Origin of the sequence: Pseudomonas sp. W22_MBD1_FP4, assembly GCF_052113765.1 — a bacterium.
Taxonomy (GTDB): domain Bacteria; phylum Pseudomonadota; class Gammaproteobacteria; order Pseudomonadales; family Pseudomonadaceae; genus Aquipseudomonas; species Aquipseudomonas sivasensis.
The window spans coordinates 88,632-107,742 of record NZ_JBGQOI010000009.1 but is presented as its reverse complement, the minus strand read 5'-3'; the positions used below and the strand labels follow the sequence as shown (position 1 = coordinate 107,742).

21 protein-coding genes are annotated in these 19,111 nt (G+C 60.0%); 7 read left to right on the top strand and 14 right to left on the bottom strand.

What is annotated here, in order from left to right:
• The first annotated feature begins 34 nt into the window (after positions 1-34).
• Together ACEN2T_RS13825 and ACEN2T_RS13820 are read left to right on the top strand one after the other, a co-directional pair.
• On the top strand, positions 35-436 hold the full coding sequence (locus ACEN2T_RS13825; RefSeq protein ID WP_032891684.1) for a YbaY family lipoprotein: 402 nt from the start codon (positions 35-37) through the stop codon (positions 434-436).
• A 27-nt stretch (positions 437-463) separates the two neighbouring features.
• A complete protein-coding gene (locus tag ACEN2T_RS13820; RefSeq protein WP_032891686.1) occupies positions 464-1,153 on the top strand; it encodes a DUF4197 domain-containing protein in 690 nt (229 codons plus the stop codon).
• Between the two features lie 37 nt (positions 1,154-1,190).
• Here the strand turns inward: ACEN2T_RS13820 and ACEN2T_RS13815 are convergent, their stop codons facing one another.
• Genes ACEN2T_RS13815 through ACEN2T_RS13805 form a run of 3 tightly spaced genes read right to left on the bottom strand, consistent with a single transcriptional unit; the run spans position 1,191 to position 5,959 of the window.
• The gene (locus tag ACEN2T_RS13815) at positions 1,191-1,784 is read right to left on the bottom strand and encodes a LysE family translocator (protein ID WP_099601265.1); all 594 of its coding nucleotides are present in this window, start codon (positions 1,782-1,784) and stop codon (positions 1,191-1,193) included.
• A 2-nt stretch (positions 1,785-1,786) separates the two neighbouring features.
• Positions 1,787-4,852, bottom strand: a complete 3,066-nt coding sequence (locus ACEN2T_RS13810; RefSeq protein WP_095183997.1) for an efflux RND transporter permease subunit — start codon at positions 4,850-4,852, stop codon at positions 1,787-1,789.
• Positions 4,853-4,858: 6 nt separating this feature from the next.
• Positions 4,859-5,959 carry an efflux RND transporter periplasmic adaptor subunit gene (locus ACEN2T_RS13805; protein ID WP_442116863.1) on the bottom strand — a complete coding sequence of 367 codons (1,101 nt, stop codon included), beginning with the start codon at positions 5,957-5,959 and terminating at the stop codon, positions 4,859-4,861.
• Between the two features lie 93 nt (positions 5,960-6,052).
• Between ACEN2T_RS13805 and ACEN2T_RS13800 the strand changes: the two genes are divergently transcribed.
• Positions 6,053-6,688 carry a TetR/AcrR family transcriptional regulator gene (locus tag ACEN2T_RS13800; RefSeq protein WP_032891696.1) on the top strand — a complete coding sequence of 212 codons (636 nt, stop codon included), beginning with the start codon at positions 6,053-6,055 and terminating at the stop codon, positions 6,686-6,688.
• 3 nt (positions 6,689-6,691) lie between these two features.
• Here the strand turns inward: ACEN2T_RS13800 and ACEN2T_RS13795 are convergent, their stop codons facing one another.
• Positions 6,692-7,474, bottom strand: a complete 783-nt coding sequence (locus ACEN2T_RS13795; RefSeq protein ID WP_442116862.1) for a class I SAM-dependent methyltransferase — start codon at positions 7,472-7,474, stop codon at positions 6,692-6,694.
• A gap of 96 nt (positions 7,475-7,570) precedes the next feature.
• Here ACEN2T_RS13795 and ACEN2T_RS13790 point away from each other — a divergent pair, with 96 nt between their 5' ends.
• Entirely contained in the window at positions 7,571-8,191 is a 621-nt protein-coding gene (locus tag ACEN2T_RS13790; protein ID WP_442116861.1) for an energy transducer TonB, read from the top strand.
• A gap of 3 nt (positions 8,192-8,194) precedes the next feature.
• On the opposite strand, the gene ACEN2T_RS13785 is transcribed toward ACEN2T_RS13790, so the two are convergent.
• The 7 genes from ACEN2T_RS13785 to ppc all read right to left on the bottom strand — a co-directional run bounded on the left by ACEN2T_RS13785 (position 8,195) and on the right by ppc (position 15,410).
• A complete protein-coding gene (locus tag ACEN2T_RS13785; RefSeq protein ID WP_032891703.1) occupies positions 8,195-8,893 on the bottom strand; it encodes an extensin-like domain-containing protein in 699 nt (232 codons plus the stop codon).
• Positions 8,894-8,896: 3 nt separating this feature from the next.
• Complete coding sequence (locus ACEN2T_RS13780) at positions 8,897-9,724, bottom strand: isocitrate lyase/PEP mutase family protein (protein ID WP_442116860.1); 828 nt, start codon at positions 9,722-9,724, stop codon at positions 8,897-8,899.
• A gap of 27 nt (positions 9,725-9,751) precedes the next feature.
• On the bottom strand, positions 9,752-10,612 hold the full coding sequence (locus tag ACEN2T_RS13775; RefSeq protein ID WP_339480106.1) for a DUF72 domain-containing protein: 861 nt from the start codon (positions 10,610-10,612) through the stop codon (positions 9,752-9,754).
• Complete coding sequence (locus ACEN2T_RS13770; protein WP_095183991.1) at positions 10,612-10,902, bottom strand: hypothetical protein; 291 nt, start codon at positions 10,900-10,902, stop codon at positions 10,612-10,614. The genes ACEN2T_RS13775 and ACEN2T_RS13770 overlap by 1 nt, the downstream gene beginning before the upstream one ends.
• 160 nt (positions 10,903-11,062) lie before the next feature.
• Entirely contained in the window at positions 11,063-11,749 is a 687-nt protein-coding gene (gene tsaB / locus ACEN2T_RS13765; RefSeq protein ID WP_032891708.1) for a tRNA (adenosine(37)-N6)-threonylcarbamoyltransferase complex dimerization subunit type 1 TsaB, read from the bottom strand.
• A gap of 89 nt (positions 11,750-11,838) precedes the next feature.
• The gene (adk, locus tag ACEN2T_RS13760) at positions 11,839-12,486 is read right to left on the bottom strand and encodes an adenylate kinase (RefSeq protein ID WP_003172225.1); all 648 of its coding nucleotides are present in this window, start codon (positions 12,484-12,486) and stop codon (positions 11,839-11,841) included.
• A 296-nt stretch (positions 12,487-12,782) separates the two neighbouring features.
• On the bottom strand, positions 12,783-15,410 hold the full coding sequence (ppc, locus tag ACEN2T_RS13755; protein WP_442116859.1) for a phosphoenolpyruvate carboxylase: 2,628 nt from the start codon (positions 15,408-15,410) through the stop codon (positions 12,783-12,785).
• A 183-nt stretch (positions 15,411-15,593) separates the two neighbouring features.
• On the opposite strand from ppc, the gene ACEN2T_RS13750 reads away from it, so the two are divergent.
• From ACEN2T_RS13750 to ACEN2T_RS13740, 3 genes are all read left to right on the top strand, one after another.
• The gene (locus ACEN2T_RS13750; RefSeq protein ID WP_032891710.1) at positions 15,594-15,938 is read left to right on the top strand and encodes a hypothetical protein; all 345 of its coding nucleotides are present in this window, start codon (positions 15,594-15,596) and stop codon (positions 15,936-15,938) included.
• A gap of 273 nt (positions 15,939-16,211) precedes the next feature.
• Positions 16,212-16,637 carry a DUF4398 domain-containing protein gene (locus ACEN2T_RS13745; RefSeq protein WP_032891711.1) on the top strand — a complete coding sequence of 142 codons (426 nt, stop codon included), beginning with the start codon at positions 16,212-16,214 and terminating at the stop codon, positions 16,635-16,637.
• A 55-nt stretch (positions 16,638-16,692) separates the two neighbouring features.
• Entirely contained in the window at positions 16,693-17,478 is a 786-nt protein-coding gene (locus ACEN2T_RS13740; protein WP_442116885.1) for an OmpA family protein, read from the top strand.
• 29 nt (positions 17,479-17,507) lie between these two features.
• Here the strand turns inward: ACEN2T_RS13740 and ACEN2T_RS13735 are convergent, their stop codons facing one another.
• From ACEN2T_RS13735 to ACEN2T_RS13725, 3 genes are all read right to left on the bottom strand, one after another.
• Entirely contained in the window at positions 17,508-17,714 is a 207-nt protein-coding gene (locus tag ACEN2T_RS13735; protein WP_032891713.1) for a hypothetical protein, read from the bottom strand.
• Between the two features lie 142 nt (positions 17,715-17,856).
• Positions 17,857-18,183, bottom strand: a complete 327-nt coding sequence (locus ACEN2T_RS13730) for a hypothetical protein (protein ID WP_003172217.1) — start codon at positions 18,181-18,183, stop codon at positions 17,857-17,859.
• Between the two features lie 14 nt (positions 18,184-18,197).
• Entirely contained in the window at positions 18,198-19,085 is an 888-nt protein-coding gene (locus tag ACEN2T_RS13725) for an alpha/beta hydrolase (protein ID WP_442116858.1), read from the bottom strand.
• Between the last annotated feature and the right edge of the window lie 26 nt (positions 19,086-19,111).

The window sequence follows — 19,111 nt, the reverse complement described above, 5'->3', positions numbered from 1 at the left end:
CGGGAAGCTGGCGTCGCTGACAAGGAGCCGCACCATGAAAAAGATCATCCTCCTGAGCCTGACCGCCCTGCTGGGAGCTTGCCAATCCATGACCCCTGCCCCCAAGGCCAGCCTCGATGGCGAAGTGTTTTACCTGCAACGCATCGCCCTGCCGCCAACAGCAACCTTGAGTGTCAGCCTGCAGGACGTGTCCCTGATGGACGCCCCGGCCGTGATCCTTGCGGAACAGAAAGGCCCGATCAAAGGCCAGGTACCGCTGCCGTTTCACCTGAATTACGACCCGGCACAGATTAAACCGGGCCACAGTTATTCGGTGAGTGCTCGCATCGAACAGGATGGCAAGCTACTGTTTATCACTACCGAACGTCACGCCGTGCAGCTCAACGGCCAGGATCCGCAGCCGCTGCGCCTGCGGGTTGATGCGGTCGCACACTGATATTTTCCAGATCATAAGGAAGCGCAAATGCTCCGTAATTCCCTTCGCCTCACTGCTCTGTGTGCCGGCCTGCTGCTCGGCGCCAACGCCATGGCCCTGGACCTGAGTAGCCTGTCCCAAGGCGACGCCAGCGGCGGCCTTAAGGATGCCCTGACCCAAGGCGCACAGATCGCAGTGAAACAACTGGGCAAACCCGGCGGTTTCAGCGACAACCCTGAAGTGAAGATCGGCCTGCCGGGCAAACTGGGCAAAGTTGCCGAGAAGTTGAAAATGTTCGGCATGGGCGACCAGGTTACGCAACTGGAAACCAGCATGAACAAAGCCGCTGAAACCGCTGTGACCCAGGCCCAGCCGATCCTGGTCAACGCCGTGAAAAACATGAGCGTGACCGACGCTAAAGGCATTCTCAGCGGCGGCCAGGATTCGGCCACCCAATACCTGAACAAAAGCTCGCGCGATGCAATCCGCGCCAAGTTCCTGCCGATCGTCAAGGCCGCTACGGATAAGGTCGGCGTGGCCCAGCAGTACAACGCCCTGGCGGGCAAAGCGGCAGCCTTTGGTGCGGTGGATGCCAAGAGCGCCAACGTCGAAAACTACGTGACCGAACAGGCGCTGGATGGTTTGTTCAAGATGATTGCGCAGCAGGAAGAGACGATTCGCAAGAACCCGGCCGCTGCAGCGACGAGTTTGGCGAAGAAGGTGTTTGGAGCACTATAAGCAGCGCGAGGATCGCTCTCTGCAACGGGGAGCGATTCTAGTGAAAAACTGAATCGGCCAGTCGCCCCATCATCAAGGTTGCGAAGCAGCCAATGGCAATCGACGTGATTCGATTGATCTTCAAGGGCGTGAGCCAACTCTTCTGCATCCCTTCGAAGCGACTCCCCAACAACACCCAAGCGGCGCCTACCGGCACAACCACCAACGCCAATAACCCCATGAACTCGGCATAACCTTGCGCGGCGGTGAACGTATTGGACGGAGCGATAAAGGAAACGATCAGCAAGCCCTTGGGATTCATGACCGTCAACAAAAAGAAGTACAACCCGGTGAAGCGATCTTTGCCAGGGCTGATCTCGCTGTTCTTGCGCTGCCACAATTTGCACGACACATACAGCAGGTAGCACGCCGCCGCCAGTTGCGTCGCCTTCAACGCCCACGGTGAAAACGCCGCGAGATAGAGAAGCGCCACACCCCATGCCGACACTTGCAGCAAATACGCCAGGCACTCGATTAGCACGAGCTTGCAGGATGCCCGAAACCCGAACAACACACCTGCGCGAAACAGCAGGGTGTTGGTAGGGCCAGGGGCAAGCAGTAGCAATATCAGGGCTGAAACAGTGGCCAACATGGTTACGCGACGTCCTTCCTCACTTTGAACCACGCAGCATACAGTGCCGGCAGGAACAATAGCGTCAACGCCGTCGCCACAATCAGCCCGCCCATGATCGCCACCGCCATCGGTCCGAAGAACACACTGCGAGACAGCGGGATCATCGCCAATACCGCCGCGAGTGCCGTCAGCACAATCGGGCGGAAGCGTCGGACGGTGGCTTCGATAATCGCCTGCCACGGCGCCAGGCCAGCCTTGATGTCTTGCTCGATCTGGTCCACCAAGATCACCGAGTTGCGCATGATCATGCCCGACAAGGCGATGGTCCCTAACATGGCTACGAAGCCAAAGGGCTGACGAAACACCAGCAGGAACAGCGTGACGCCGATCAAACCCAGCGGCGCCGTGAGAAACACCATTGCCGTGCGTGAGAAGCTGCGCAGTTGCAGCATCAGCAAGGTCAGCACCACCACAATAAACAGCGGCACGCCGGCCTTCACCGAGTTCTGCCCGCGGGCGGAGTCCTCGACGGTACCGCCGACGTCCAGCAGGTAGCCATCCGGCAGTTCGGCCCGCACGCCTTCGAGGGTCGGCAGGATCTGCTGCACCAGCGTCGCCGGTTGTTCCTTGCCATAGATGTCGGCGCGCACGGTGACCGTCGGCAGGCGATTACGGTGCCAGATGATGCCTTCCTCGAATCCGTATTCGAGGGTGGCGATCTGCGACAGGGCCACGCTTTTGCCGTTGTCGGTCGGCACCGCCAGGCTAGGCAGCAGCGACAGTTCGGTGCGTTCGTGGACCGTGCCGCGCAGGAGGATCTCGATCAATTCGTTGTCCTCCCGGTATTGGCTGACGCTTGAGCCGGTGAGTGAACTCTGCAGGAATTTCGACAGGTTGGCAGTGCTCACACCAAGGGCGCGGGCGCGGTCCTGGTCGATGTTCAGGTAGACAATTTTGCTCGGCTCTTCCCAGTCCAAGTGAACGTTGACCACGTGGGTATTTTCGCGAACCTTGGCGGCAACTTTCCGTGCAAGGGCGCGAACTTCCTCGATGTGTTCGCCGGTCACGCGAAACTGCACCGGATAACCCACGGGTGGGCCGTTTTCCAGGCGGGTGACGCGCGAACGCAGGTCGGGAAATTGTTCGTTGAGGGTTGCGATCAGCCAGGTGCGCAGGCTTTCGCGCTCTTCGATGGTTTTGGCCAGCACCACAAATTGCGCAAAGCTCGCGGCGGGCAGTTGCTGATCCAACGGCAAGTAGAAACGCGGCGAACCGGTGCCGACGTAAGCCACGTAGTTCTCGATGCCGGCATGGTCCTTGAGCAAGGCTTCCAGGCGCTTGACCTGATCGGCAGTGTTGCTCAGGGACGCGCCTTCGGCCAGTTTCAGGTCGACCATCAGTTCCTGGCGCCCCGAGGCCGGAAAGAACTGCTGTGGCACAAAGCGAAATAGCGCCACTGAGCCGATAAACAGCAGCAGTGTCAGTACGATCACGGTTTTACGTCGAGTGACACACCACTCCACCAAACGCCTTACGCGCTGGTAGAACGGCGTTCCGTAGGGATCCGGGCCCTCAGCGCCATGTTTGGCTGCGTGAATTTTCGCCAGGTCCGGCAGGAGCTTTTCCCCCAGGTATGGCACGAACACCACCGCGGCGACCCACGAGGCCAGCAACGCGATGGTCACCACCTGGAAAATCGAACGGGTGTATTCGCCGGTGCTCGATTGCGCAGTGGCAATCGGCAGGAAACCTGCCGCCGTAATCAGCGTGCCGGTGAGCATCGGGAAGGCGGTGCTGGTCCAGGCGAAACTGGCGGCCTTGAGCCGGTCGTAGCCCTGCTCCATTTTGATTGCCATCATTTCCACGGCGATGATCGCGTCATCCACCAGCAAACCGAGGGCGAGTACCAGTGCGCCGAGGGAAATCTTGTGCAGGCCAATGCCGAGGTAATACATGGTGGCGAAGGTCATCGCCAGCACCAACGGAATCGCCAGGGCCACCACCATGCCGGTGCGTACGCCGAGAGAGAAGAAGCTCACCAGCAATACGATCGCCAATGCCTCGGCCAATACCTGCACGAATTCCCCGACACTGGTTTTCACCGCTGCCGGTTGATCCGACACCTTGCGCAACTCCATGCCTGCCGGAAGGTTCTTCTGCAAACGTGCGAATTCGCCTTCTAGCGCCTTGCCCAATATCAGGATATCGCCGCCGTCGCGCATGGCCACGGCCAGGCCGATTGCATCGGCGCCCATGTAACGCATGCGCGGTGCCGGCGGATCGTTGAAGCCACGGTGAATGTCAGCTACATCGCCGATACGAAAGGTCCGGTCGCCCACTCGAATCGGAAAGTCGCGGATCTCCTCCACTGTCTTGAAGTTGCCCGACACACGCAGTTGCACGCGCTCGCTCGGGGTTTCAAAGAAGCCGGCCGTGGACACCGCGTTCTGTTCCTGCAACGCCTGCTGCACCGCTGCCAATGGCAGGCCGAGGGTGGCGAGCTTGAGGTTGGAAAGCTCGATCCAGATTTTCTCATCCTGTAGGCCGAGTAATTCCACCTTGCCCACATCCGCTACCCGTTGCAGCTGAATCTGGATGCGGTCAGCGTAATCCTTGAGCACGGCATAGTCGAAACCGTTGCCGGTCAGCGCATAGATATTGCCGAAGGTGGTGCCGAATTCATCATTGAAAAACGGACCCTGGATATCCGGCGGCAAGGTCTGACGGATGTCGCTGATCTTCTTGCGCACCTGGTACCACAGCTCAGGAATCTGCGCCGAGTGCATGGAGTCGCGGGCAATGAAGGTAACCGTGGACTCGCCAGGGCGCGAGAACGAGACAATGCGCTCGTACTCGCCGGTTTCCATCAGTTTCTTCTCGATGCGCTCGGTGACTTGACGCGAGACTTCCTGGGCCGTAGCACCGGGCCAGTTGGTCTTGATCACCATGGCTTTGAAGGTGAATGGCGGGTCTTCACTTTGTCCCAGCTTGGTGTAGGACAAGGTGCCAACCACGGCCAGCAGGATCATCAGGAACAGTACGATCTGGCGATTACGCAACGCCCATTCGGAAAGATTGAAACCCATCGGGGACTACTCCTTGGCCGCCAGATTCACGACACGGTTGGAGCGATCCACCGGGCGCACTTGCTGGCCCTCGTGGAGCACATGCACGCCCGCGGCGACCACCCAATCGGTGGGTTTCAAGCCTTCCAGCACCGGAACGGTTTTTTCGCCGAAGGCGCCAATGCGCACCGGTACGCGCTTGAGGGTATTGTCCGTTTCCACACGCCAGACGTAAGACGCGCCATTCTCCGCGCTGAGGGCAGACAGCGGCACCGACAGCGGAACGACACCCTCGGTCTGTATGAATACGCGAGCGCTTTGGCCCAATTCCGCCGGGACTTTACCGCCGGTAAACGCCACTCGGGCGGCAAAGGTGCGCGATTTTGGATCGGCTGCGGGAGACAGTTCACGGATGCGTCCGGTAAAACGCTGGTCCGGCTGGCTCCACAACTCCACGGCTACCGGCTGACCGATCTTGAAGCGACCAAAGCCTTGTTCGGGCAGGCTAATGAGCACTTCGCGCTCGCCATCGGTGGCCAGGGTGAACACGGTTTGGCCAGCCGACACCACTTGGCCGACCTCCACGGCGCGCTTAGCGACGACTCCATCCTGCGGGGCACGGAGCACGGCGTAACCGGCTTGGTTGCTGGCCACGTCGAATTCGGCCTTGATCTGCTTGAGGCGCGCTTCGCCGGATCGGTAGAGGTTTTCGGAATTGTCGTACTGAGAACGGCTGACCATCTGACGGTCCATCAGGGTCTTATAGCGATCGCGTTCGGCGCGGACCAGGCTCAGGTTAGCTTGGGCAGCGGCGACTTGGGCGCGGGTAGCCTCCAATTGCAGGCGCACGTCCTGGGGGTCGAGTTCCGCCAACGGTTGGTTGGCCTTGACGCGCTCACCCTCTTCAACCAGGCGTTTGCTGACTTTGCCACCGATGCGAAAGGCCAGGTCCGGCTCATAGCGAGCCCGCACTTCTCCGGGGTAGCTGTCCATCGACTGTGCCGACGGTTGCGGTTGCACCACCATGGCAGGGCGGACGGTGATCTCGGCCGGTTCTTCATGGCCGCAGGCGGCCAACATTAAGACCAGGCTGACAGGCAACGCAAAGGGCAGGAAAGTGCTGCGCATGCTGAAGGACCTTTCGCAAATGAAGCTAGGAATAATTATACTGGCCAGTATGTTATTAATACCAAACTCACCAGTCCAGTATTAAAGGTGAAAATGTCCGACAATCGCGTTAACACCAATAGCCCCGGGCGTCCCAAGGACATGGCAAAACGCCAGGCAATTCTTCAGGCAGCGAAAACTCTGTTTTTGGGGAATGGTTATGCCAGCACCAGCATGGATGCCGTAGCCCTTGAGGCAGGCGTGTCGAAACTGACCGTCTACAGCCACTTCACCGACAAAGAGACCTTGTTCACCGCCGCCGTGGTGGCGACGTGCGAAGAGCAGCTACCGGTGATGTACTTCGAGCTGCCTGAGGGCATGCCAGTCGAGACGGTGTTGCTGAATATCGCGCGCGGTTTTCATCGGCTGATCAACAGCGAGGAGTCGGTGAACCTGCATCGTTTGATGATGACCACCGGCAATCAGGACGTGAAACTCTCACAGATCTTTTTCGAAGCCGGGCCCATGCGTATGCTCCAGGGTATGGAGCGCCTGCTCAGTAAGATCGACCAGAGCGGCGCCCTGAGCATCGACAAACCTTTCACGGCGGCCGAGCACTTCTTCTGCCTGCTCAAGGGCACGGCAAATTTCTGCCTGCTGTATGGCTGCGGCGGGCATCTGAGTGAACACGCCGCCGAAGCCCATGTGCAGGAGGTAGTAGGGTTGTTTATGCGGGCGTACAGGCCTTGAACATCAGGCTTTGAGCGCTTTTTTGGGATAGATGTCATACCGGCTGGACTTGCCGTCCAGCGCATGGCTCGGCTTTGGTCCCTCGATGCACGGCGCCTTGCGGGGGCGCTTGACCACCACGCGATGGCTGGCCAGGGCCAGGGCGGCGGCCAACAAGGCTGGCGCATCCGGATCATCACCCACCAGCGGCCGAAAAAGGCGCATTTCCTTCTTCACCAAGGCGGTTTTCTCACGGTGAGGGAACATTGGGTCGAGGTAGATCACCTGGGGCGGCTCGCCTTCCCAGTTCAGCATCACGTCGATAGAGTTGCCCTTGAGCAGCTTCATGCGCGCCACGATTGGCGCCACTTCAAAGTCATCTGCACCACGCGCCAGGCCGTCTTCGAGCAAAGCGCCGATCAACGGCTGGCGCTCGATCAGGCTCATCTCACAGCCCAGGCTGGCCAGCACAAACGCGTCCTTGCCCAGGCCTGCCGTGGCGTCCAGCACCCGAGGGCGCACGCCTTGGGCGATGCCTACGGCTTTAGCGATCATCTGCCCGCTGCCGCCACCATAGAGTCGACGATGAGCTGCACCTCCCTCAACAAAGTCCACCCTCACCGGGCCCGGCGCGTCAGGACCTAGCTGTTGCAGCTGTAGGCCATGCTCGCCAACTTGCAGGGAAAAGTCCGCGTCCGCGAGCTGTAAAGGCAAGCCAAGCAGAGATGCCCACTGCTCGGCGCAGTCCTTAAAACCTTCGCCCAAAGCCTCGACCTGGATGCGGCTGGCCGCTGGTTGTTCGCTCATGAATCACTACGCTCAAAAATATTAAGGATCGGCAAACAGCGGCCGATAAAAATAACAGTCAGGTATTTTGCCAGAGCTGAGCGTCGACCGAGAAAAATGTCAGACATTCTCCCCCTAACCATCGGTGTACTGCCGACCCATAACCACTACGGCCTGCGCAATACTCAAGCGCTGGCCGGGGTGAGTCATGTGTGGCAAGACTTCTTCGCCCGAGCGCTGGCCGAGCAGCTCGGCGATACGTCGGGCGCGCTGGCCGCCCAGGCGCCGGCGCCGGTGGACCCTGCGGTAGAACCCCACGAAGGCGCCGACCTGCTGTCGCAGATCCTCACGCAGCGTGAGTGCGACGTGAAAGACACTGAAATCGCTCCGCCTGAGCCACTTTTCCTGCCGATCGCCGAATTCGAAACCGAGTTGCTGCCACCGGCTGCGGCTCCGTTCCCGGACGAAGAAATCGTCGCCCAGCAGCGCCAACAGAACTTCGAAAGCGGTTGGGTACGCCCCATCGTCCTCACCGCAGGCCAACCGCTGCCTGAGCCTAGCCCGGCGCCGCAACCTCGCCCTCTGCACCTGCCGATCGCGGAGTTCGAACTGGACTTGCTGCCGCCGCCCGCCACGCCGTACCCGATCGAAGAGCTGGTGGCCCAACAAAAGGCCTTGGACTTCGACTACCACTGGGCACGCCCACTGATCGCCAACAACCTGCGCCTGGCGGCCTGAGCCTTAGCGACACACCCACCAACGCCCCATGTCCAGATGGAAATGGTTGCGGTGCGCGGCGTTGTAATCCGGGCTCAACACCACGTTGAAATCATCACAGGCACCATCGCGCACCTGACGTAAAAACCGTGCGCTGGCGCCCTCCCCCGGCCAATCCTTGAGCACGCTGATACTGCGCCCATCCGCCAGCCGAAACCCGGCGATATCCAGAGCATTGGCCGAAGCATGCTGGCTGAGCCGCCCCTCGGCCCGACCATAGATATTGCGGCAGGCAAAGCTGCCCAGGTGATCGACCCGCGTGACCGCCTGGCCGAACACCGCCTGCGCGGCCGGTTGCAGGCTGTGGCGCTCAAACAGTGCGAACGCCACCGCCAACGGGCAACTGGCGAGAAAGCTGCTGCTTAATGCCACTTCTGCGCCCTGCACGCGCAAGGTATTGCGCAAAGGGCAGGCGGCGTCTGCGGGCGTGTCCGCCTGATGACTGACACGCAGACCGGACGTTTTCAGCACCTCGTCGCACAACGCCGGATCCTCCTGCAGGCGACCCAGTTTGTAGCGGGTCAACAGGTTCGGACTGGCACGCACGTCGAGCGGCGCCCACGGGTTCCACTCAGCGGGCAGCGGCACCCAGCCTCGCCATACGCCCACGGCAACAGCACCGCCGAGCAGCAGCAACACGCCCAATATTTTGAAAAAACGCACCGCTTAGCCCTTGAAGAACTGATTGGCCGTGCTGAAGGGCATCGAGCGTTCAGTAAAGCTGAACGTGCCCAGTTCATAGACTTCCTGGGCCGCCCGGTAGAATTCACCATAAGCCGCCAGCGCCATGGCCGATCCCACGCTGATGCGCTTCACTCCCATCGCGCTCAATTGCGCCACGCTGAGTTTCAGCCCACCGGACATCAACACATTCACAGGCTTTGGCGCCACGGCCTTGACCACCGCCAACACCTCATCGGCGCTGCGCAAGGCCGGCGCATACAGCACGTCGGCACCCGCTTCGGCGTAGGCCTGCAGACGGCGAATGGTGTCAGGTAAATCCAGGCGACCATGCAGGAGGTTTTCCGCACGGGCCGTCAGGGTGAAGGGGAATGGCAGACTGCGAGCGGCGGCGACGGCGGCTTCCACACGTTCCACTGAGAGGTCAAAGGGGTAGATCGGGTCGGCGCTGATACCTGTGGCATCTTCGATGGAGCCGCCGACAATGCCGCTGGCAGCAGCGCGCAGGATGGTTTGGGCACAGCCTTCGGGGGTATCACTGAAGCCGTTTTCCAGGTCGGCTGCCACCGGCAGTGCGGTGGCCTTGGCGATCATGGCGGCATTGAGCAAGGTGTCTTCCAGGGACAACGCCCCTTCCTCATCCGGGCGCCCCAGGCTGAACGCGTAACCCGCACTGGTCGTGGCGAGAGCTTCAAAGCCGAGGCTGGCGAGCATTACTGCGGAGCCTGCGTCCCAAGGATTGGGCATCACGAAGGCGCGGTCGCGCTCATGCAAGGCCTTGAAGGTTTCGGCGCGTCGGGTTTGGGCATCCATGACTGAATCCTGGCGAAAAAAGGAGCCTTAGAGTAACCCCAGTTGTTCGACTTCGGGTTGCCGATCCAATGTCGGCAACGTGGGCAGGCCAGGCAGACGCGCCATCAGCTGGGCGTGGAAGCGCAGTGCCAGTTGCGCGGCGAGCCGGTTATCCGAGGTGTGCAGGAACACATAGGGCGTGCGGCCCTCTTCGATCCAGCCGGCAATTTTCTCCACCCATGGGATCAGGAACGGGTCGTTAGCCTCAAGCTCGGGATGGCCAATAAATCGCACTTGGGGAAACTGGGTCAGCGCGGCCGGGCGTGTGGGCACCTTGGGCTTTTTTGATTGGGCATGCAGCACCGCTGCCGATGTGGACGTGCAACTGAACAATGCGCGCGGGTCGAGGCAGATACGTTCGACGCCACGGTCGCGCAGCAGACGGTTGAGCATGCGCTCGGCATCGCCCTTGGCGAAGAACTCCGGGTGGCGCACTTCCACTGCCAGCGGGCGCTCCAGTCCATCAATAAAACCGGCCAGCTCCGCCAGGCGCTGCGGCGAGAAACTCGCCGACAGTTGCAGCCACAACGGCGAAACCCGCTCACCGAGCGGGCTCATCAAACTGACAAAGCTTTCTGCCGCTGGCAATTGCTCACGCAAGTCGCCGCCATGGCTGATATCACCTGGAAACTTGGCTGTGAAACGAAAATCGTCGGGCATGATGTCGGCCCAGCGCTGCACGGTCGCGGCCGAAGGGCGGGCGTAGAACGTGGTATTGCCTTCAACCGCATTAAAGACTTGGGAATAGAGGGCAAGGTAGTCGCTGGAGCGTGCATCGGCGGGATACAGGTACTCGCGCCAGGCGTTTTCGCTCCAGGACGGGCAACCGAGGTAGTAAGGCAGGCGCATCAGATGTGGATGTCGAGGCCCAACACTTCCATATCCCATTCGACAAAGCCGGCGGTGGTCAGGTAGCTGGCCAGGGCAGTGGCAACGCTTTTGCTCATCGAGCGCGGGAAAACCATGTCTTGTTGACGGGCGGGAAGACCGCTGATTCGTGCTTGGGCGTTGGACTGTGCATCGGGCTGGACTTCGATGAAGTCCGGTGAGTCTTCGACGGACTCGTCTACCGTGACGTTCGCCTTACGTGGCTTACGTTTGATTGGGTAGGACTGTGAGGAAAAGCCGTCTATACGCATCGATGCGAACTCGGTATCGGTGATGGCATTTTAGTGGCGCAATCCGTAGCGCGCAAATGCTCTGGTGATAACTAGAACACATAATTTGAAAAAGGTTTAAAACCCGTGGCAAATTCTGACGATTGGCGACTTTTGCCTCACATTGCCATCATTTTTGGCGTCAAATAATCCCGCGTTCGGCTTTGGTTTGAGCCACTTTATCGCGTAGATAAACCGGCGCAGCCTGATCCGCAGGAATCGCCTCGCCACGCTCAAACGCGAAGCGCGCCAGGGTCAGCAGATCTTCCGCGTGAGGCAACATGGCGGCGTCCTGGCCAACCCGTTGAACGCCGATACGCTCGCCGTAGCCCCAGCCAGTGCCAGCACCAAACCAGTCGCCGCTAGCATCGTCCGGCAATACTGACGATTCCGGTGACTGCACAGCTTCCACGCCCACCAGACGCATCTCGCCAGCGGTTTCGCGGTAGCAACCCCAATAGACCTCATCCATCCGCGCATCAATGGCAGCTGCGACTTGCGAAGCGCCATGCTCACGCAATGCGCGTTGGGCCAGCACCGCAAGGTTGGAGACCGGTAATACCGGGCGCTCCAGGGCAAATGCCAGGCCCTGGACTACGCCAATGGCGATCCGCACACCGGTAAACGCCCCCGGACCACGGCCAAAAGCGATGGCATCGACAGCAGCCAGGGTGGTGCCCGCCTCTTCCAGCAGTTGCTTGATCATCGGCAACAGCTTCTGCGCGTGCAGACGCGGGATCACCTCGTAGTGGCTCGTAACGATGCCATCGTGCAGCAAGGCAACGGAGCAAGCTTCAGTCGCGGTGTCCAGGGCCAGCAGGGTGCTCATCGGTGTGGGTGTCCAAGTCGAAAAAAGTGCGCCAGTATAAACAACAACGGCCCGCAAGCGGGCCGTTGTTGAGCGAGCCGATCGAAGGATCAGCTCAGTGCTTGCAGCACCTTGGCAGTGATGGCTTCTACCGAGCCAACGCCAGGGATGTGGCTGTACTTCGGCTTGCCCTGGGCAGCGGACAGCTTCTGGTAGAAATCTACCAATGGCTTGGTCTGCGAGTGGTAGACCGACAGGCGATGACGCACGGTTTCTTCAGTGTCGTCTTTACGCTGCACCAGGTCTTCACCGGTGACATCGTCCTTGCCTTCAACCTTCGGCGGGTTGTAGACGACGTGGTACACGCGGCCCGAGCCCTCGTGAACGCGACGACCGGCAATACGCTGGACGATTTCTTCGTCTTCAACGGCGATTTCGACCACAGCATCCAGCTCAACGCCGGCCTTCACCAGGGCTTCAGCCTGGGGAATGGTGCGTGGGAAGCCGTCGAACAGGAAACCGTTCTTGCAGTCTTCCTGGCTGATGCGTTCCTTGACCAGGTTGATGATCAGGTCATCGGAGACCAGGCCGCCGCTGTCCATCACGCTCTTGGCGATCAGGCCCAGCTCGGTGCCAGCCTTGACGGCCGCACGCAGCATGTCGCCGGTGGAGATTTGTGGAATGCCGAATTTTTCAGTGATGAACTTTGCCTGAGTACCTTTACCGGCCCCGGGAGCTCCCAGCAGAATGACGCGCATCGATGTGCTCCTCAATTTTTTATATAGAGATGACGCTCGGATTCACCGCGTGGGGGCAAATCTCGTAGAAGTATGGCTCGTAAAAATAGGATTCCGGCCGCCCAAACGGCCAAAGGCTGATCAAGATACACAGCAGGCCTTAACCACACAAGCCGCCAAAAGTCGCAGGAACCGCGCCCGGCATGCGCCATAGGTAGGGTGTGCCTGAGTGCAACCCGACGCTCTAAACGCCGACCGCCCTTTTCCGGACGGTCGTCGTGGTTTATCTGCAAGCCCTTGAGAACACGCAAAAAACCTCAGCCGGTGTTGCGCAACCCGGCGGCAATACCGGCCACGGACACCAGCAGCGCCTGTTCCAGAGGGCTGTCCTGCGCCGCTTCCTGCTGGCGCGAACGTGCCAGCAACTCAGCCTGCAACAGGTGCAAGGGATCAAGGTAGGTGTTGCGCAGGCGAATGAACTCCAGGGTGTCAGGGCTGTGGGCCAGCAGTTGCGACTGGCCAGTCAGGCCAAGCACCACGTCACACGCCTGCGACAATAGGTCGCGTAAGTGCACCCCCAATGGCAACAGATCCGGCTGCACCAGGCGCTCATCATATAGACGCGCGATATCGGCATCCGCCTTGGCCAGGACCATTTCCAGCATATCGATACGAGTACGGAAGAACGGCCACTGCTCACGCATCTGCCCCAGCAGTTCACCTTCGCCGCGTTCTAACGCCTTGCTCAACGCCGCTTCCCAGCCCAGCCAGGCAGGCAGCATCAGCCGAGTCTGTGTCCAGCCGAAGATCCACGGGATGGCGCGCAAACTTTCTATACCACCAGCACGGCGCTTGGCTGGACGACTGCCCAACGGCAAACGGCCGAGCTCCTGCTCGGGGGTGGACTGGCGAAAATATTCAACGAACTGCGGATTTTCCCGCACCACCGCACGGTAGGCGCTGACACCATCGGCGGCCAATTCGTCCATCAAGTGGCGCCAGGCTGGCTCGGGTGGGGGCGGTGGCAGCAGCGTCGCTTCCAAAACGGCGGCCAGGTAAAGATTGAGGTTCTGCTCGGCGATATCCGGCAGGCCGAACTTGAAGCGGATCATCTCGCCCTGCTCAGTGGTACGGAAACGCCCTGCCACCGAGCCCGGAGGCTGCGACAGGATCGCGGCGTGTGCCGGGCCGCCGCCACGGCCGACGGTGCCACCGCGACCATGGAACAACAGCAGTTCCACCTGTTGCTCGCGGCAGATATCCACCAACCGTTCCTGGGCGCGGTATTGCGCCCACGCAGCAGCGGTGGTGCCGGCGTCCTTGGCTGAGTCGGAGTAGCCGATCATCACTTCCTGCGGGCCCTGCAAGCGCGCACGGTAGCCCGGCAGCAGCAACAGTTGTTCGATCACGGGACCGGCGTTATCCAGGTCGGCCAGGGTTTCGAACAGCGGCACCACGCGCATCGGCCGTTGTACGCCCGACTCTTTAAGCAGCAATTGCACGGCGAGCACATCCGACGCGGCGCCGGCCATGGAGATGACATAAGAACCCAACGAGGCAGCCGGCGCGGCAGCCACTTCCTTACAGGTGTTGAGTACTTCGGCTGTGTCCGCCGACGGTTTGAAATAGCCCGGCAGCAGCGGTCGCCGGTTGGCCAATTCCTTCATCAGGAAGCTGATGCGTGCGTCTTCGTCCCACTCGTCGTAACGACCGAGGCCCAGGTAATCGGTGATTTCGGTCATAGCCGCCGAATGGCGACTGGAATCCTGGCGCACATCCAGCCGCACCAGGAACAGGCCGAAGGTCACAGCACGGCGCAGGCAATCAAGCAACGGACCGTCGGCGATCACACCCATACCGCACTCATGCAGCGACTGGTAGCACAGCTCCAGCGGTTCCAGCAGGTCGCGGTTGTTCTGCAACACCTCGGCCGGTGCCGGCGTGCTGCTGCTCAATGCAGTGTGCGCCCATTGGCGTGTGGCTCGCAGACGTTCGCGCAGTTGCTTGAGCACGGCGCGGTAGGGCTCCACGCTGTCGCCAACCTTGGCCTGCAACGCCGGGCTGGCCTTTTGCATCGACAGTTCGGACGCCAAGTGGTCGATATCGCGCAGGTATAAGTCAGCGGCCATCCACCGTGCGAGCAGCAACACTTCACGGGTGACCGGCGCGGTCACATTCGGGTTGCCGTCGCGGTCGCCGCCCATCCACGACGCAAAACGAATCGGCGCGGCTTCCAAAGGCAGATGCAGGCCAGTGGCGGCATGCAGGGCCTGGTCAGCCTTGCGCAAATAATTGGGGATGGCGTGCCACAGCGAATGCTCAATCACCGCAAAGCCCCATTTGGCTTCGTCCACCGGAGTGGGTCGGGTGCGGCGGATTTCTTCGGTGTGCCAGGCTTCGGCGATCAACCGTTGCAGGCGTTGGCGGATCTGTTCGCGCTCAGCCGTGGTGAGGTCGCGGTGATCTTGCAGCGCCAGTTGCGCGGCGATGGCATCGTATTTCTGGATCAGGGTGCGGCGCGCCACTTCGGTGGGGTGGGCGGTGAGAACCAACTCGATCTCCAGGCGCCCCAACTGGCGGGCCAGGGATTCATTGCTATGGCCTTCGCTTTGCAAACGCGCCAGCAATTCAGGCAACACACGGGATTCGAACGGTGCCGGCTGCGACTCGTCACGCCGGTGAATCAACTGGTACTGCTCGGCGATATTGGCGAGGTTCAAGAACTGGTTGAACGCCCGGGCCACGGGCAGCAGTTCGTCCTCCTGCAACTGGTTGAGGCTGGTGCTCAGCTCATCACCGGCACCCCGGCGGTCAGCCTTGGCGCCTTTGCGGATCTGCTCGATCTTGTCGAGAAAATCATCGCCATACTGCTCTCGAATGGTGTTGCCCAGCAGTTCACCCAGCAGGTGAACATCCTCACGCAAGCGTGCATCGATATCACTCATCAGCCAATCTCCAGCCAGAAATCCGGGACGCGCAGGCCTGCCAGAGTGCCGTCAGCATCGTTTTATGACAAGACTTTAAACCTTGCGGCTTGCAGCTAGTCTCAACTGTGAGCCGCCGCATTATCCACGCGAGCGACTGGTCACTCATCACCGCCTGCCATCGCTGGCTTTATTGAGGTTGCCATGAAAATTCGAGAACTGGCCCAGCATTGGGAAGAGAACGCTAAGGGTCGTTTGACCAAGACCGAGTACGCCATCCATCTTGATGTAGAGGCCGCCGCACGGTTGGCGGCCATCGCCGAGATGTACCCCAAGCGCAGTACCGAAGAACTGCTCGGTGAGCTGATCGGCGCGGCCCTTGAAGAGCTGGAAGCCAGCTTCCCCTACATCAAAGGGCAACACGTCATCGCCACCGATGAAGAGGGCGATCCGCTTTATGAAGACGTCGGCCCTACGCCGCGTTTTCTCACGTTGTCGCGGCGCTATCTGCATGATTTGTCGACCAGCGTCGACGAATCCAAGCACTAACCCCCGTCTATCTACCCCTTGTATTCCGGGCCTCCAAGAGGCCCGGCGTACTTCTGTGCGCAGCAAAAGTTCCATTTTTTTACGCTGACCGTTCAGTCAGTTATTTTTTTAGGCAAATCGCCATCTTCTCTGAACTATTCAAAAAAGCCTCCGGTCACAGCCAGTAAGCCATCACTTGGAACAGCCGTTTGAATAGGTGCCCCGCGCTTAACCGCCAGGCCCACAACCGCTGACCACCTGCGATGGATTTTGAAGTTTTTCAGGAGTTATCCAATGGAGTTGAAGACGATGAAGACCAGCACTGCCAAATCCTCGTTTAACCACCTGCGCGGGCTTAAATTGGCCGCGCTGGCAATCGGCACCAGCTTCGTTCTGGCGGGCTGCGCCGGCAACCCTCCGACTGAGCAATACGCAGTAACCCAGTCCGCGGTGAACAGCGCTGTCAGCGCCGGCGGCACCGAGTACGCGGCCGTAGAAATGAAGTCGGCCCAGGACAAGCTCAAGCAAGCCGAAATCGCCATGCATGACAAGAACTACGACGAAGCCCGTCGCCTGTCCGAGCAAGCCGAGTGGGACGCTCGCGTTGCAGAGCGCAAAGCCCAGGCCGCCAAAGCCGACCAGGCTGTGAAGGACTCCCAGAAAGCTGTTCAGGAGCTGCGTCAGGAAGGCATGCGCCCGGCTGCTATCCAGCAGAAATAAGCCGCTGCCCCTCATTGCATTGCACCCGATATCGAATTGAAAGGACGACATGACTATGCGTAAACAATTGATGATCCCTGCCCTGCTGGCGATGAGCGTTGCACTGGCGGCTTGCTCCACCCCGCCAAACGCGAACCTGGAAAATGCACGGACCAACTTCTCGGCCCTGCAGGCCAACCCGAACGCCACCAAAATAGCGGCTCTGGAAACCAAGGACGCTCAGGACTGGCTGGACAAGGCTGACAAAGCCTATCGCGACAAGGAAGACCAGAAGAAAGTCGACCAACTGGCCTACCTGACCAATCAGCGCGTTGAAGTGGCTAAAGACACCATCGCGCTGCGCGAGTCCGAGGCCAAGCTGAAAAATGCTGGTGACGAACGCGCCCGCGCCCTGCTCGACGCTCGTGACGCTCAGATCAAGCAACTGCAAGACAGCCTGAACGCTAAGCAAACCGATCGCGGCACCCTGGTGACCTTTGGTGACGTGCTGTTTGCTACCAACAAGGCCGATCTGAAATCCAGCGGCCTGGTAAACATCAACAAGCTGGCGCAGTTCCTCCAGGAAAACCCGGATCGCCAAGTGATCATTGAGGGTTACACCGACAGCACCGGCGCTGACGCCTACAACCAGAGCCTCTCGGAGCGCCGTGCCGCTTCGGTTCAGGTTGCGCTGATCAAGATGGGCGTTGACCCACGCCGCATCGTGACCACCGGCTACGGCAAGGAATACCCGGTTGCCGATAATGGCAGCGTGTCGGGCCGTGCCATGAACCGTCGTGTTGAAGTGACCATCTCTAACGATAACCAACCAGTGAAGCCACGCTCTTCCGTCGCTAACTGATTGATTAACGCTGGATAAGAAAACCCACCTTACGGTGGGTTTTTTTTGGGCTCATCGAACTGGACCGTTCGATGCGTATCCTCAGCGGGCAGCTCTATCTTCGCGCCATAAGTATTGTGTGACAGCTTGTCCATCATTTGCTGGAGTTCATGGTCCTGAGCATCCAGCCGTTGCAACGACTCATGCCCCCTCGCCATGTCCAGCATGTTGCGTATTGCAGCAATAGTGATCGCCACGTTTTCGGCCCCGATCTGTGTAAGTCATACCGCATTCAGTGGTTGCTGGCGCGATACGGTTCCAGATATTTCAGTTCCGTACGGGGGCTGCAGCTGCACGATCTACGGGGGCGAGTCGTAAATCGGGAGGCTTTAAGAGGGCTTACTGCTGCAGTTGTGGCGTTTCCTGCCCCATACAACGTACTGCCTGTTTCTTGTTGTTTACCAGCACGCCACTGAGGCCTTTCTGCTCGGTGTCGAACATCACCAGCACGCCATCGACGCACTGCGCCACCTGGGCCGCCGGGGTCAAAGAAATTTTGTAGTCCTCGCCAGGCACGGTTTTGAGCATGGTGAAGTCACTGAGCAACAACGCATCTTCCGGCTTGGCGAAGTGCAGGTAGCCGTAGTACCACAGGCAGCCGACGGTGCCGATGATGGTGCCGATGCCGGTGAGAATCAGCGGGATCATGTTGCGTTCTTCGCTCATTGCGGGCTCTCTGATCAGTCAACTTTAGGAATGGGGTAGTTCGGAATTTCGCCCAGGCGGCGTAGGCCGTTGAAGTGCTGCGGGTCATCCAGGTAGCGCAGCATCACGGTTTGCCAGGTCTTGTCGGCAAAGGTCTGCACATGACCGCCTCGGGTCAATTGCAACACTCTGGGCGGTGGCGCCGCCTGGTACAGACGGATGCCATTGGAAAGCGGCACGATCGGGTCATCCAGGCTGTGGAACAGCAGTTTCGGCACGCCGGTCAGCCGAGGCATGGCGTTGATCGCACTGTCGGCGTCGGGGACCAGCCAGGACAAGGGCACTTGAAACGGCCATGTTAGCCAGGAGGTGCTGAGGGCGAATTGTCCTACGTCACGATAACTGGCTGGCACACCATCCAGTACCAACGCCTTAAGCCTGGCCTGACGCTCCGGATGCTCTGCCAGGTAATGCACGGCCAGCGCACCGCCAAGGCTCTGGCCGAGAACAATCAGCGGATGGCCCTGGGTTTCGGGGGCTTTGTCGATCCAACTGAACGCTGCATCCACATCCTGATAGATCGCCGGCAAGGACGGTTTGCCTTCGGACAACCCGTATCCGCGATAGTCCACCAGCAGCACCTGATAGCCCTGCTCCGGCAACCACCAACTGCCACCCAGGTGCCAGGCCAGATTGCCGCCGTTGCCGTGCAAGTGCAGCACCGTGCCTTTGACGGGCACGCCAGCCTTGGCCGGCAGCCACCACGCGTGCAGCTTCACGCCGTCGGCGGTGGTGAGGGTGACGTCGCGGTATTGCAAGTGCGCTTTTTCGGGCGTGAACGGCAGGCCGGGTTCGGGGTAGAACAGCAGGGAGCTGCAACCGTTCAATGTGAGTAGCAGGCATAGAATGCCGAGGATTCTCATCCGTTGAAGCCTCGTGATTAAGATGA

Coding starts and splice junctions, on each gene's coding strand:
- ACEN2T_RS13825 (WP_032891684.1), top strand. CDS start 35: ATGAAAAAGATCATCCTCCTGAGCCTGACCGCCCTGCTGGGAGCTTGC.
- ACEN2T_RS13820 (WP_032891686.1), top strand. CDS start 464: ATGCTCCGTAATTCCCTTCGCCTCACTGCTCTGTGTGCCGGCCTGCTG.
- ACEN2T_RS13815 (WP_099601265.1), bottom strand. CDS start 1,784: ATGTTGGCCACTGTTTCAGCCCTGATATTGCTACTGCTTGCCCCTGGC.
- ACEN2T_RS13810 (WP_095183997.1), bottom strand. CDS start 4,852: ATGGGTTTCAATCTTTCCGAATGGGCGTTGCGTAATCGCCAGATCGTA.
- ACEN2T_RS13805 (WP_442116863.1), bottom strand. CDS start 5,959: ATGCGCAGCACTTTCCTGCCCTTTGCGTTGCCTGTCAGCCTGGTCTTA.
- ACEN2T_RS13800 (WP_032891696.1), top strand. CDS start 6,053: ATGTCCGACAATCGCGTTAACACCAATAGCCCCGGGCGTCCCAAGGAC.
- ACEN2T_RS13795 (WP_442116862.1), bottom strand. CDS start 7,474: ATGAGCGAACAACCAGCGGCCAGCCGCATCCAGGTCGAGGCTTTGGGC.
- ACEN2T_RS13790 (WP_442116861.1), top strand. CDS start 7,571: ATGTCAGACATTCTCCCCCTAACCATCGGTGTACTGCCGACCCATAAC.
- ACEN2T_RS13780 (WP_442116860.1), bottom strand. CDS start 9,724: ATGGATGCCCAAACCCGACGCGCCGAAACCTTCAAGGCCTTGCATGAG.
- ACEN2T_RS13775 (WP_339480106.1), bottom strand. CDS start 10,612: ATGCGCCTGCCTTACTACCTCGGTTGCCCGTCCTGGAGCGAAAACGCC.
- ACEN2T_RS13770 (WP_095183991.1), bottom strand. CDS start 10,902: ATGCGTATAGACGGCTTTTCCTCACAGTCCTACCCAATCAAACGTAAG.
- tsaB (WP_032891708.1), bottom strand. CDS start 11,749: ATGAGCACCCTGCTGGCCCTGGACACCGCGACTGAAGCTTGCTCCGTT.
- adk (WP_003172225.1), bottom strand. CDS start 12,486: ATGCGCGTCATTCTGCTGGGAGCTCCCGGGGCCGGTAAAGGTACTCAG.
- ppc (WP_442116859.1), bottom strand. CDS start 15,410: ATGAGTGATATCGATGCACGCTTGCGTGAGGATGTTCACCTGCTGGGT.
- ACEN2T_RS13750 (WP_032891710.1), top strand. CDS start 15,594: ATGAAAATTCGAGAACTGGCCCAGCATTGGGAAGAGAACGCTAAGGGT.
- ACEN2T_RS13745 (WP_032891711.1), top strand. CDS start 16,212: ATGGAGTTGAAGACGATGAAGACCAGCACTGCCAAATCCTCGTTTAAC.
- ACEN2T_RS13740 (WP_442116885.1), top strand. CDS start 16,693: ATGCGTAAACAATTGATGATCCCTGCCCTGCTGGCGATGAGCGTTGCA.
- ACEN2T_RS13730 (WP_003172217.1), bottom strand. CDS start 18,183: ATGAGCGAAGAACGCAACATGATCCCGCTGATTCTCACCGGCATCGGC.
- ACEN2T_RS13725 (WP_442116858.1), bottom strand. CDS start 19,085: ATGAGAATCCTCGGCATTCTATGCCTGCTACTCACATTGAACGGTTGC.